The organism is Catenulispora acidiphila DSM 44928 (assembly GCF_000024025.1).
Taxonomy (GTDB): Bacteria; Actinomycetota; Actinomycetes; order Streptomycetales; family Catenulisporaceae; genus Catenulispora; species Catenulispora acidiphila.
This window is the reverse complement of sequence record NC_013131.1, coordinates 7769431-7783195: the sequence shown is the minus strand read 5'-3', so window position 1 is coordinate 7783195 and position 13765 is coordinate 7769431. Positions and strand designations below refer to the sequence as shown.

The 13765-nt window shown below is 69.6% G+C and carries 8 protein-coding genes and 1 pseudogene; 5 read left to right on the top strand and 4 right to left on the bottom strand.

Features of this window, described 5'->3' with window-relative positions; translation table 11 throughout:
* Positions 1-27: 27 nt before the first annotated feature.
* From CACI_RS33410 to CACI_RS49345, 4 genes are all read left to right on the top strand, one after another.
* Positions 28-1653, top strand: coding sequence for a CehA/McbA family metallohydrolase (locus tag CACI_RS33410; RefSeq protein ID WP_015795317.1), 1626 nt, complete (start codon positions 28-30; stop codon positions 1651-1653).
* A gap of 103 nt (positions 1654-1756) precedes the next feature.
* Positions 1757-2191 (top strand): ester cyclase, encoded by a 435-nt coding sequence (locus CACI_RS33405; RefSeq protein WP_015795316.1) that lies wholly within the window; start codon positions 1757-1759, stop codon positions 2189-2191.
* 320 nt (positions 2192-2511) lie between these two features.
* Positions 2512-6942 (top strand): tetratricopeptide repeat protein, encoded by a 4431-nt coding sequence (locus CACI_RS33400; RefSeq protein WP_143765483.1) that lies wholly within the window; start codon positions 2512-2514, stop codon positions 6940-6942.
* Positions 6942-8162: a hypothetical protein gene (locus tag CACI_RS49345; protein WP_015795314.1), complete on the top strand. Its 1221-nt coding sequence runs from the start codon at positions 6942-6944 to the stop codon at positions 8160-8162. Before CACI_RS33400 ends, CACI_RS49345 begins: the two co-directional genes overlap by 1 nt.
* A 10-nt stretch (positions 8163-8172) precedes the next feature.
* On the opposite strand, the gene CACI_RS33390 is transcribed toward CACI_RS49345, so the two are convergent.
* Entirely contained in the window at positions 8173-8628 is a 456-nt protein-coding gene (locus tag CACI_RS33390; RefSeq protein WP_143765482.1) for a hypothetical protein, read from the bottom strand.
* 35 nt (positions 8629-8663) lie between these two features.
* On the opposite strand from CACI_RS33390, the pseudogene CACI_RS54440 reads away from it, so the two are divergent.
* Positions 8664-8910, top strand: a pseudogene (locus tag CACI_RS54440) (BBE domain-containing protein); the annotation flags it as partial.
* An 89-nt stretch (positions 8911-8999) separates the two neighbouring features.
* Here CACI_RS54440 and CACI_RS33385 read toward each other — a convergent pair.
* The 3 genes from CACI_RS33385 to CACI_RS33375 all read right to left on the bottom strand — a co-directional run bounded on the left by CACI_RS33385 (position 9000) and on the right by CACI_RS33375 (position 13403).
* On the bottom strand, positions 9000-10454 hold the full coding sequence (locus tag CACI_RS33385) for a C39 family peptidase (RefSeq protein WP_015795312.1): 1455 nt from the start codon (positions 10452-10454) through the stop codon (positions 9000-9002).
* A gap of 113 nt (positions 10455-10567) precedes the next feature.
* Complete coding sequence (locus CACI_RS33380) at positions 10568-11530, bottom strand: phosphatidylinositol-specific phospholipase C (protein WP_015795311.1); 963 nt, start codon at positions 11528-11530, stop codon at positions 10568-10570.
* Between the two features lie 79 nt (positions 11531-11609).
* On the bottom strand, positions 11610-13403 hold the full coding sequence (locus tag CACI_RS33375; protein ID WP_041540611.1) for a WD40 repeat domain-containing protein: 1794 nt from the start codon (positions 13401-13403) through the stop codon (positions 11610-11612).
* Positions 13404-13765 lie beyond the last annotated feature (362 nt).

The following is a 13765-nucleotide window of genomic DNA, read 5'->3' as shown; positions in this document are numbered from 1 at the left end:
CACCGGCGTCGCCGATGGTCGGAAACCATGTGCACTGATGGCTATTGCGAGCACAACGCTGCTCCGCTGCCCGAGTCGGCCGACCCCTCCGCAGCGGGTCTGTCCCGCCGGGGCGTCCTGACGGTCGGTGCCGCGACCGCGGCGCTCACCCTGGGTCCCATGACCTTCGCCCACGCCGCCGACAAGAGCGACGGCTTCGCCTCCGGCACTCCCGCCGACGGCACGCAGGTCTCCCAGACCATCACCGGCCACCTCGAGACCGGCGCCGCCGACTTCGTCTACCTGCCGGTGGTGATCCCGGCCGGGGTGAAGCAGATCGACGTCTCCTACTCCTACGACCACCCCGCGGTGACCGCCGGCGACAAGACGAACTCCTGCGACATCGGCGTCTTCGACGAGCGCGGCATCGCCTTGGGCGGTCCCGGTTTCCGCGGCTGGTCCGGCGGTTTCCGGACGGCGTTCTCGATCAGCGCCAGCGAGGCGACGCCCGGCTACCTGCCCGGTCCGGTGAACAAGGGCACGTGGCACATCGCCCTGGGTCCGTACCAGGTCGCGCAGGTCGGCATGAACTACCAGGTCCAGGTCACCCTGACCTACGGCAAGCCGGGCACCCCGTTCGTCCCGAACTACCCGCCGACCCGAGCCAAGGGCCGCGGCCGGTCCTGGTACCGCGGCGACTGCCACCTGCACACCGTCTACTCCGACGGCAAGCGGCTGCCCGGCGAGGTCGCCGCCGGCGCCCGCGCGGCGAAGCTGGACTTCATGGTCTCCACCGACCACAACACTTCTTCCTCGCACGGCGTCTGGGGTCAGTACGCCGGCCCGGATCTGCTGATCATCACCGGAGAGGAGATCACCACCCGCAACGGCCACTGGGTCGCGATGGGCCTGCCGGCCGGGGAGTGGATCGACTGGCGCTACCGCAACCGCGACGACGCCTTCCCGCGCTTCGCCCGCGAGGTGCGCAAGCACGGCGGTCTGGTCGCGCCGGCGCACATGTACTGCGCCTACGTCGCCTGCCAGTGGAAGTTCGGGTTCGACGACGCCGACGTCACCGAGGTGTGGACCGGTCCCTGGACGTACGACGACGAACACGCCGTCAGCACCTGGGACCAGAAGCTCGGCGAGGCGGTCCGCTCCGGAAAGCGCTGGCTTCCGGCCGTGGGCAACAGCGACGCGCACAGCGAGCCGCAGGTGATCGGTCTGCCGCACAACGTCGTCTATGCCGACGACTTGCGCACCGACGCGTTGATGGACGGTCTGCGCGCCGGCCGCACCTGGATCGCCGAATCCAGTGCGGTGACGCTGGACTTCACCGTCACCGGCGCCGGAAAGCAGGCCGGTGTCGGCGAGACGCTCAAGGCCTCGGCGCAGGCTCCGGTCGACGTCCGGCTGGAGGTGCACGGCGTCCCCAACGGCACCGTCCGCCTGATCACCGACGAGGGGCAGATGTTCCAGCAGTCGCTGGACGCCGCCGGCGACGGCGTCGTCGTCTGGCGCACCACGCCCTCGCTGGCCGCCTACGTCCGCGCCGAGGTCCGCCACCCCATGGCCGACGGCACGCCGGGGCAGGGCAACACGATGGGCGACGCGCTGCTGTTCGGCCCGATGGCCGCGCTGACCAACCCGGTGTTCCTGAAGGAAACCGGCTGACCTGCTCGTTCGGCGGTGGCATGCGCGGCATGTCACCGCCGGCGGCGCTCCCTCGTCCCGGTAAGGGGAACCACCCACCGATCAAGACGCCAAGGAGCGCACCATGACCACCGACAACCTCTCCGCCCTCGACCGCGTCCAGGCCGCCGTCAACAACGGAGAACTCGATCTCGCCCTGAAGCTGATCGACGAAGTCTGCGCGCCCGACATGATCCTGAGCACTCCGCTGAAGCTCCCGGTCAGCGGCGTCGAGGCGCAGAAGGTCGTCTTCCGGATCCTGCTGTCCGCCTTCCCCGATCTGCACATCGAGACCGAGGACCGGCTCGTCGACGGAGACAAGATCGTCTACCGCAACGTCGTCACGGGAACGCATCGGGGGACATACATGGGAGTCGAACCGACCGGGAAGAAGATCACCTACAACGAGATCTTCATCGTGCGCCTGGACGAGTCCGGGCGGATCGCGCAGACCTGGGGAGTCGTCGACACCGCAGCTCAGATGCGGCAGCTGGGGCTGATCCCCGAGATCAAGCACTGAAGAGCATGACCATCAAGGTCTGACGTATCGGCCCGTTTTGTTCGTCAAAACCGAGTCAAAATTGCCTCCGGCCCTCCGATAGAGGAACCTCGACGACGATCACCGCGTCGTTACGGGGTATACGGCCTCGTCGGAGGACAGCGAAGGGGCACAGCGCGCACACGCCGGGTGATCTTGGGATGGAGCCCGGGTGAACTGCGTTGCACCGCCAGGAGAAAACAACTGGTCGGTGCGCACCGGGTGACATCTAGCCCGGCGCGGGCGGGCGCGCTTGTGTCAAGCTGTAGGCAGCGATACGGGTTTGATGGGACGGTGTGGCCTTGCTGGGGCGTGGACGAGGGACGGACCCGCAGTGGATCACCCAGGAGTTCGCTAAGGCGGAGGACCTGGCGGCTGTGGGTCAGCAGGAGCGGGCTCGCGACCGATACGCGCGCCTGGCCCGCCGTCTGTCCTCCGTGCCCGAAGACCTGCAGCACTATCGCGGTCTGGCATTGCTCGGCGAGGCCGAGACCATTCTGGCGCTGGGTATCTTCACCGACGCCATGGCGCGCTTCCGCGAGGCCTACCCGCTGCTGACCGAGCCCTTCCGGCAGCTGCCGCGCTGGCTTGTGCGGCAGTTCGCCGAGGAGCGGCTGCGCGCCGAGGACGGCGACCTCAAGCCGATCATCGACTTCCTGAAGGCGATCACCTACGGCCTGGAGCCGGGTGATGAGGACACAGCCATCCGCACCGTCATGTGGCTGCAGAAGGCCTGCACCACCGGACCCACCGCGCAGCGCGAGGCCACCGCGCGCGCCGCGCTGGCCGCGCTGCCCGGCGTGGACTGGCCGGTGCTGGCGCTGACCACGATGATGCGCCGCGACGGCCGGGTGAAGGAGGCCGAGGACCTGCTCGCCGCCGCCGTGCCCGGCGGCAGCGGCGAGCTGTGGTTCCGCTGGGGCATCCAGCTCAGCACCCTGCTGCGCTACGACGACGCGATCTCCGCCTACGACGAGGCGTTCCGCCGCGGCACCGGCCCGGCTTCGCCGTGGTCGCGCGGAGCCTGGCTGCGCCCCGAGGCGCTGCTGTTCCGCGGGCTGGCGCACCAGCAGATGGGGCGCACCGACCAGGCCGAGACCGACCTGCGCACCGCCTCGCAGTACGCGCCGCAGGATCCGCGCATCCACTACTCGCTGGGCCGGCTCGCCGTGCAACTCGGCGCCGACGATTTGGCGTGGAACCACTTCAGCAACTCCCTGGCGGTCGAGGCGGCCTTCGCCCCGGCACGGCTCGGCTTGGCGCTGCTGCGCGAGCAGTCCGGACGCCCCGCCGAGGCGATCGCGCACTACCAGGCGGCGCTGCGGCACGACGCGCATTCGCGCGCCGCGCGCATTCGGCTCGGTGCCGTACTGCTGGCCGCCGGACGCCGCAAAGAGGCGCAAGGCCTGCTGGAGCCGGAGTCCGGACAGTCGTCCTACTGGGGCGGCATGGCCACGTTCCACTACGGCTTGGCGCAGCTGCGTGCCAACAACCCGGCCGGCGCCATCGACACCTGGGACCGGCTCGGCACCACCGAACTGCGGGACTGGACCGCCGTGGCGCGGGATCGCGAAGCGCGCAAGCGCCTCGGCAGCGACCCGACCGCCGCGCGGTTGCAGTGGCAGATCGCGTATCTGGACTCGCCGGAGGTCATCGAGCACCGGATAGCGCTGCGGGAAGCCGCGCTGCGCGAGGCCGCCTGGATGCTGATGTCCGGACGGGAGATACCCGACAACCGGGAGAAAGCGGCCGTCGCGCTCGACCTGGCCGCCTCGATGCCGACCGACTGGCGCGGCGACGGCACGCGCGGCCGGCAGAACCGGCTGCGGGCGCTGGTCGACCTGGCCGGCGGCACCACGACCGACCTGGAGACGTTCCTCGCTCCCGACGGCCGGATGCGCGACCGCTGCCACCTGGCTGTGGCGGCGTTGCTGGACGACCGGATCGAGGACGCCGAGACGCTGCTCGCCGAACTGCCCGAGGACCCGGACTGCGACCCGGCGGTCGCCCGGGCGCGTGCGCTGTACGCCGAGCGGACCGGGCACTGGTACGACGCCGTGCAGTGGTACCAGCGCTTTCTGGGCAACGACATCGCCAACGGCTCCGCCGCATCGCAGGATGTCGACGCCGACGCGGACTCCGGCGCGGACACCGGCTACGAGCTCCGCGACGACGACACCCAGAGCCTGGACATCCAGGAGATCGCCAACGCCGGACCGCTGGTCGCCGCCGAGCGGCTGGCGGCGGAGGCCGAGCCCGACGACGAGGAGCCGCCGCTGCCGTGTGTCGCGGTCGCGGACGTCGAGTGCGGGAAGGACGCGGTCGGCTCGTGTGCCGGCTGCGGACGCGAAGGATGCCGGACGCACCTTTTCCGCCCTTCTGGGCTCAATTCCTACCGATGCGAGAAGTGCGCCGGACCAGCACTGCAATCGCTGCTTTACGCCGCGCGCAAGGCCGGCGTCCCGGACGAGGCCGAGCGCACGCTGACGTCGTGGGCCGATGCCCTGGTCAGCAGTGCCCTGACTCCGCCGCTGCGCCGCCAGCTCGCGCTGATGCGCGCCGAGGCCGGCGACCTGGACGGCGCGCTGGTCCGGCTGCCCGCCGACGTGCAGACCGAGCGCGTCGAGCTGCTCATCCGGCGCGCGGCGTCGGCGATCGAGAAGAGCGAGCCCTACCGGGCGCTCGGCGATCTGCGCAGCGCGCTGCAGATCCAGCCGGACCAGCCCGAGGCGCTGGCCGCGCTGGAGGCTCTGTCGGAGTACTCCGCGCGTCAGCATGCTGACGAGGGGCGTCATGAAGAGGCGTTCGCGGGGTATCTCGCCTTGGTGCGCGAGGAACCGACGAACGCCCGGCTGCTGCACGCGCTCGGGTTGTCCGCGTACCAGCTGGCTCGGTCCGGAAACAAGGACGAGCACTGGATGTGGACGATCGGCTGCCTGGTGACGGCGCTGTACGCGCCCGACTTCTGGACGCAGGTCGTCGGAGTCGGCGACGTCGAAGCCGATCGCGGGCAGATCGAGCAGACCCGGCGCACGCTGATCGACGAGTTGAAGAACGACCTGCGGTTCGCCGACCTCGCGGCGTACCGGGGCGGCGACGAGGTGGACGCCTGGAGCGTGCGGCTCGGGATGGACGTGCTCGCCTGCGAGGCGGACCTGCCCGCCTTGAGTCCGATACGGATCAGCCCGACGCTGGAGGCGCTGCTGCGTCAGCAGCCTGAGACACCTGCGCTCGCGGAGTGGCGCGAACTCGCCGACGCCACGCACGCGGCGGACTCCGACGGCGCCGAGGACGACGAGTCGGTGCGGATCGCCGCGCTGTACGGGCCCTTGGGACCGCAGCACTTCCTGTATGAGGACAGCAAGTTCGAGCCGGCCATCGCGGCGCTGGACACGGTCGCCGAGAGCGACCGCGACGCGGCGTGGACCGCGCTGCTGCGCAAGACGCTGGTCATGCGGGGCATGGAGCTGCATCTGGACGAGCAGTGGGCGCCGGCGCTGGAGTGCATAGCCCGGGCGGCGTCGCTGGATCCGGACCGCAAGCCCGAAGGCGTGTGGGTGGAGATCGCCGCCGAGTCCGGGCTGAACGCGGCGCGGGAGCTGATGCGGCGTGCCGAGGAGGGGGAGCGTCCGGTTTCGGTGGACGCGACGCCGACCGTGAACATGGCGGCGACCAGCACGGCTTTCATCGCCGACGCGACCAAGACGGTGAACATCGCGGCGGCTGGTTTGTCGGGCCTGGCGGCGAGTGCCACTGGTGACAGCGCCAGTGGCGCTGCTTCTGCTTCTGCTCCTGCTTCTGGCGACGGGGACGTGCCGGCGCCGGTCAGCGTGTTGCAGAGCGTGGTGGATGTGTTGGAGCGCGCCTTGTCCGTCGCTCCGGATGTCACGGCGTTGCAGAGAGAACTGGGTGTCGCGCATATGCGGCGGACCAGGGAACTGCGTTCCGAGGTGCGGGATTACGTGCTGGCGCTGTCGCACGCGCGGCGCGCCGTCGAACTGCGGCCGGACGACAAGGAAGCCGCGGCGCTGCTGGAGGTCGTGCTCGCCGAGCGAGCCGGTGCGCTGACCAAGCCCGGACCCGACGGCGACCTGCTGGAAGCCGTGCAGTGGTGGCAGGAACTCAGCGAGATGGACGGCTCGAAGTCCGAGTACCACGCCGGGCTGTCGTACGCGCTGAAGCTGCTGGCGTGCTCGGCGGCGCTCGGTGGACGCCGTGCCCTGGCGGTGGACCGGATGACGTGGGGGCTGCTGGCCGACAAGACGTGGACCGGCGACCCCGACCTGGAGGCGCCGCGGGTGATAGCGACCCTCCTGATCGCCGACGCCATGGACGAGCGCACCCAGCGTCCCTTCAACGACCGCGCGCACCGCCTGCGCACCGCACTGGCGTACCGCGACACGAAGGAACTCCGGGACCTGATGGCCGCACTGTGGAGGAACGAGGCGACCTTCCAGTGGGAGACCCGCCACTACGGCCTGTGCGCGTCCCTGCTGGAGGAGGCCGAGGCCCTCGACTCCGGCAACGCCAACCCCGACGCCTCCACCACCCTGAACCTGCGCGTCCCCAGCCCCGACGACCCCCGCTCCGGAGGCATGCAACCGTTCCACTGGCACCGCTACCCGCGAGCCCGCGCCCTCCTGAAGCGCACAGTGGACCACTACCCCGACGACGACGAACTCCGAGAACTCCACGCCCGAAGCGCCGCCCCCGAAGACCCCGCGAGCACCTGATGCTGTTGAACGAACCGACGCCCCACCACACCCGCCCGGCCGCCACCGCCGCGACGGCGAACACCCGCGAACTCCCTCCCGTCGACCTCGACGCCGCCGCCACGCCCCCGCGCAGGGGCATCGCGGAGGCGGACACGGTTGCTTTCACGGCGGTGGATGCGGGAGCGGTGGATGCGGGAGCTACGGGTGCGGGTGCGGGTAACGGTGCTGGCACGAGTGCGAGCAATGGCGCTGCGACGAGCACGAACGACGATGATGCTTCGAGCGATGACGCCGACGCTGATGCGGGCGATGGTGGTGAGGCGAGTGCGAGCGACGGCGCGGATTCGGACGACACCGCCGAGCTGACCGCCGAGTCGGTGCCGCGCTCGAATGCGGAGGCTCCCACAGTCGGGATGGAGCGGGTCGTCCTGCCCCCCAATGGGACCGAGACGGTCGCCCTGGATGTGGAGGCCGTGAAGCGCGCCGTCGCCGAAGGACTCGCCGCCTCGGATGCGACAGCCACAGTTTCGCTCGATCTGGCGGAGGTCAAGCGGGCCATAGCTGAGGAGTCTGCCGATACTCAGCCGGCTGACATCGAGCCCGCCGACATCGACCCTGCTGACCCCGAGCCAGCCGACATCGATCCTGCCAACCCCGAGCTGACCGATACCGAGCCTGTCGACCCCGACCCGGCCGGTACCGACCCTGTCGATGACTCGCCGGTCGAGTCTGAATCCGCCGCCTCCGCCACCTCCACCGACCTCGTGCCGGCCGCCGAAAGCAGCGTCGACACCCCCACCGCGCCCTACCTCGTCGCCACCGACCTCTCCGCCTCCGCCGCCTCCGCCTCGACCCTCGTCGCGGTCCCCGAGACCGCCGACGACGTCATCGCCACCATCCACGCCGCTGCGACCGCCGTCGCGGCGGCTGATCGGCGTGCGCGGCAGGCGGCGGTGGCGAAGGAGGATCCGTGGACCGGGCTGGATCTGCACCAGCCTCCGACGCCAGCGCCGGTCGACAACGTGCTGGATCTGCTGGCGCCGGTGTTGGAGCGGCCGTTGCTGGTGGTGGAGCAGCCCGGATTGCCCGCTGCCGCCGACGTCGTGGCATTGCACCGGTCCGAGCTGGAGGTGGACTTCGTCGAGCCGCCGGTGGTGGCCGCCGGCGCCGAGCCGCCGATACCGCCGCGCTACGGTCCGGGCCTGTCCGTGCTGCCGCACATCGAGTTCCCGGTCTAGCAGGTTCGGGCTAAGCCAGGTCTCCGCCGGCGCTGCGGATGTCCGGCAGCACCGGACGGTCCTCGCTTCCCGGCTGCAGAATCACCGCCGCGAGTCCCCAGTGGTGCTTCATCCGCTCCAGCGGGTCGGTCGGGAGCGCGTCCTTCTTGCGGGAGAACCTGCGCGGCGCCGGGGTCTTGTCTCGCATCCTGATCTTCACCGTCTCGCGGATCTCGCCGGCGGTCACCACCGCCTTGTCGAACCGTCCGGCTACTTCGGCGGCCCAGTGCCGTCCCAGGATGCCGACGCGTGCCGCGGGCTCCGAGCGGCGGCCGTCGCGGAACGTCACGTGCACTGCCTCCACGCCCGGCGGCAGCATGCCCCACGCCACCGACCAGGGCGCGCCGTCGTCCTCGCGGCTGCGGAGCGCGCCGCCGATCAGCGCGGTGTCCGCCTCGACGGCTGGGTCCGGAGCGTCGGCGGTCATGTCCGGCAGCATAGGCGCTCGCCGCGAACGTCCAGTGGATGCGCGAGTACTACCGCAGCATTTACGCGGCGACCGGCGGCGTCCCGGTCCCGGACGCCGTGAGCGACGGCTCATACATCAACTACCCGGATGTCGACCTCGCCGACCCGGCGTGGAACATCTCCGGCGTCCCTGGCACGAGCTCTACTACAAGGAGAACTACCCGAAGCTCCAGCAGATCAAGGCGACGGGGACCCACGCGACGTCTTCCGCCACGCCCTGTCCGTCGAACTGCCTTCCTAGCCGGAAAACCCAGCCGGGCAAAGCCGAGCCCAGCCGGAAAAAGGTGATTGAGGCCCCTGACGCCCGCCACGCCGGGGCCTCAATCGGTCTCATCCCCAGGGGTCGGACGGCCAGCTGGGATTGCGCGGGTCCACGACCGGCGGCAGCGCCTTGTCGTGCGGCTTGATCAGGTACGCGACCCCGCCGGAGCCGTACCCGGGCGAGCCGTCGGCCTTGGTGTAGTTCGTCCGCAGCCACACCGTCTCGAACATCCGCCGCGGGTAGACCGTGTAGACGTTGGAGTCGCTGTTGCTGGCCGGGTCGTTGACGATCACGTCGCCGGTGTCGGTGAACCCGATGACGCACCACAGGTGTCCGGCGCTCGCGTAGTAGCCGTTCTCGGCGAGTGTGAAGGACTGCGACGTGACCACCGGGAAGCCGTGGGCGACGAGCACTTCCAGCTCGGTCAGCGAGTTCAGCCGCACGACCATCGCGTCCAACCCGTAGGACGCGGCGTAGGCGCAGGTGAAAGGCCAGTTGCCAGTACCCTGATATCCGTAGTCGTAGCTGTAGCGCGCCGCCTCGTCCACCGAGGAGTCCACGTAGCTGGGATCGACCCACGCCAGATCCTCGGCGGTCGGGCCCTTGCCCCAGAACTCGACCACCATCTCGGTCGACGTCGGGCTGCACCACGCCTCACCGCCGCCGCCGTACTGGATGTACTGGCCGTCGTGCAGGTTCTGCGCGTACGGCTTGACCGCGAGCGTGATGCCGGTCGCCGGGCCCGGCGTACTCGCCGGAACGGTGGTACGCGCCGGGACCATGGAGGCCGTCGCGCCGATCTGCCAGACCCGCGGCGTCGCCCGCAAACCGGGGCGGCGCAACAGAGTCAGGCGCAGTTGGTAGGAACGCATCGAGTGCCCGGTCTCAGAGCTCCATGTGTCGGTGTCGATCTCGCCGTAGGCGTTGCTCTGCCCGTTGACCGAGGTACGGTTCAGCTCGCTGTCGTCGCGGGTCCAGACGCCCATGACCCAGGTGTCGCGGTGGCCGTCCTCCATCGTGGCGAGCAGTTCCACCTTCAGGAACGTGCCCTTCGGCGTGTCGGCGTTCCAGTGCGCGGTCAGCTGCGTGGCGCCGAAGTCCAGTTGCCGGGTCGGGGAGGTCCAGGTCGCGTATTCGTACTCTGCGGTGGTGTTGAGGTAGGGGTCGGTGTAGGACGTGGTCCCCGTCGGCTCGGCGATGACGACGCCCAGCCGCGGTCCCGGCAGCGGCAGCACGCCGGCGGACTTCCCGGACCGGAAGTCGGCCCAGGTCGTCCACCGGTCGAAGCGGACCCGGGCCGGGCCCGAGTCCTTGCTCTTCGTCTCTGCCGTCGCTGTCGTCGTCGCTGCCTCTGCCGCCGCATTGCTCATCGCGGCCTCCGTGCCGTTCGTCGCCGCTGCCGCCGTCCCCGCTCCCGCGACTCCGACCATAGCGGCGCCCACAGCCGCCCCGCCGGCGAGCACCGCGCGGCGGCGCACCGAGCCGCCCGCATCCTGCCGATCTGCTTGAGAGCTCGCCGACATCAGTCCTCCAAGACCGCGCGCCAGACTGCCGCCACCATGTTGAATGCTGTTGAAGATTAGCCCTCAACCCAGCATGATCGGAAGCAAATCCATGCGATATCTTGACTGGTCTCTCAGGCGAAGTTCTTGTCGATCAACATCTCCAGCACGTTCACGTGGAAGTCCGGGAAGTCCATCGGCACGATCCCGAACCGCGCGCGCTGCCCGGTCCGGGCACGCAGATACGGGTAGATGGAGTTGTCCATCAGCGTCTGCTCGAGGTTCTTCGGAAACCCCAGACCGTCGTTGATCGACGGCGCCAGGCTGAGGAAGTTCACGTACATCGTCGTCGGCGCCGGGTTGCTGTACGCGTTGTCGAACTGCTGCGTGATCAGCTGACCCTTCGAGCCCGTGGACACCCCGGTATACGTGTCCTGCACGTTGAACTGCCAGTTCGCGCTGTCCGCCCAGCCGATCAGATTCCACGACGCCGGGAACGCGAAGTCCGCCAGCAGCACCACCTTGCCGGCCGCCTGACCGAGCGTCGGCCAGCCGTACATGTGGAACAGGTCCCGATACCCGAGCGTGTCGAAGTAGTAGGTGACCCGGCGCTGGAACTCCGCGTCGCTGAGCGCCTGGCCTCCGGCGTTCTCGTTCTTCAGCCGCATGACGATCGTCTCGGTCGGCTGCGAGGCGAGGAACGCCTTGCACTGGTCCAGCACGTCCTGCAGCCGGATGCCCTGGTAGTAGCTGGAGTGGTAGATGCCCATCTCGCTGGCCGTCCCCTGCAACCCGTTGCAGCGGATGTCGACGAACCGCACGCCCTCCGACAACTGCTGCGGGATCCCCCAGTTCTGCGTGTGCGACCACTCGGTGCCGTTCGCGGGATTGGTGCAGCAGGTGTCGTGCGTCCCGGGAACCGTCATCCCCAGCAGCGACAGGTTCGGGTCGAGATAGCTCATCCAGCGGTCCGTGGGCTTGCCGCCCGGCGTGACGGGGGAGTCGGCGCGCGCCGTGGCGGGCAGCCCGAGCGAGGTGGCGGCCAGGACGGTGCCGCTGAGTCCCCATTTCAGGACATTGCGACGAGTGGGATTCATCTGCGCTCCAAGGGTCGTATATCCGGGCACTGCGAGACGGCGTTCACAGTAAGCGCGGTGTCACGACCTGGCCATGGCCTCAAGCCAGCTGCATGATGAACACTCCGCGGGTGTGCCCGACGACCAGCGTCGAGCCCGTGACGGCCAGGGACGTGACCGCCGCGCCGACGTCGATCGTCGAGACGGCGCCGGTCTCGGGCTCCCACCATCGCAGGGTACTGCCTTGGGTGCTGCCGGTGATGACGAGGGTGCGCCCGTCTGGGAGCTCGGTCGCGGTCAGGGCGCTCAGCGTCCGACCTTTGACGTCGGAAGGCAGGGTCTGCCCGGTCGCGGTCCCGGTCGCCGGGTCCCACAGCGCGAGGTTGCCTTTGCGGTCGCCGGTGGCCAGCAGCGTCTTTCCGCGCAGCGGTACGGCGGCGACCGCCTGGACGAACGTGTGGCCGGCGTCGGCGAGCCCATCCTTCGAGGGCGCGAGAGCTGCTCCGTGTTCGCACTCGTGCGGGTCGCTGATGCTCGGATCCCACACGTATACACGGCCGGACTGGTCCGTCCCTGCGATCGTCGTGTAGCCGGCAGCCACCGGGAGCGGAGCGATCGATGCGATGGGATGCCCAAAGGGATTCAAGCGTGCTCGGATGTCGCCGCTGACCGGCTCGCTCACCCGCACCGCGCCGCGTGTCCTGGCTGACGCGAGGAGCACGCGACCGTCGGGCATGGTTGCCGCGCACACGCCGCTGACGCCGCCTGCCCATGTCACTTCCGGCTGTCGGATCTTCTCCCCGGTCCACGGATCCCACAGACCGATCGAGCCGCCTTCGCCGCCGCTGGCCAGCCACGCGCCGCCGTCCGGTTTGGGGATCGCGGCGAGCGTCAAGATCCGGTCGGGGTGTCCGGCCAGCGGCTCGCGCAGAGCCTGACCGGTCGCCATGTCCCACACATGAATCAGCCCACGATCTCCGCCGCCCACCACCAGCGTCGGCCGGTCCGAGCCCGCCACGATCGCCACCGCGTTGACGCCGGCGTCGCAGCCCAGCAACGCCGTCACCGCCATCATCGCCGTCTCCTCGGTCGGTGAGACGGGTTGCCCGGCCGGCACCGGAGTATCGAGCACCACCAGAGAATCGGGATCCAGCGGACGCGCGCCGTCCGGCGGCGGCGCCAAGCTGTCGGCGATCGACCATGTGTTTCCGCAGTGTGCGCACTGGAAGCACCCCATGAGCACACTGAGTTGCTCCGCCGCCTCCTCGGCGGCCCACGTAGGCGTCCCCTTCGTGGCGACAAGGCTGGCGGCCATGGCGAGGACTGCCTGAGGTGAGGCGTCCAGTGGGATGCCGCTCTCCGTCCACATGTGCCCCTCCGCCCGCGAGGGCAGACCCGGAACCACCGTGCTGTAGTCGCACTCCCAGTCGCAGCCCGGACAATGGAGAACGTGATCGCTGAGCACATCACTGATCGCCCACAACGCACGCCCGATGCGATGCCCGCTGAACGCCACTCCCGACAGGACCAAGTCGGTGCACCTGGTGAAAGGAACATCAGCAGCAGCCAGCACCCGCACCACAGCCTGCTCCGCACGCCGCAACGCCGCCACGTACCCCGCCGCAAGGTCAGCAGGAACCGCCCCCGAATCCGGCGCGGCAACGGCATACCCCAGCCGTATCCAGAAATCGACCATATGCTCCGGCGCCAACCCAACCGCCGCATCAATCACCTGCGGAATCACCACATAAGCGCCATCATCCAACGCACCCTCATCAAGGAACTCATCGACGAGCTCCTCCCACCCACCCCGCCACCCCGCCCACGTCCCCGGATCCGCAGGATCAGCACCCCGCATCAGCTGCAACAACCCGCCAACCTCAAACTCACCCATGCGGGAAAAGGTATCCACCCCTCCCGACACGCACGACAGCCGGCACAGCAGCTCCCGAAAACGCCCCGCATGCCCCGCCAAAGACCCCCGCCTCCAGCCGCAGACTTCTCAGCATCCGCGCCGCCACGAACGACGGCCGACACAGCACGCTCGCCAACGTCCCTCATGCATGACCCGCCGCCTGAGCTCCCTCAAGCTTAGGAACTCAGACGCGCCCCTCATGCCCGACTGGCCGCAGCCACAGCTGCGCTCCCTCAAGCTCAGGAACTCAGCACCCAGACATTCACTTCACCCAGCCGCACATCCACAGCGTCCGCGCAGACGCAAACGCCTCGCATGCCTTGCCGACCGGCGCCACACCT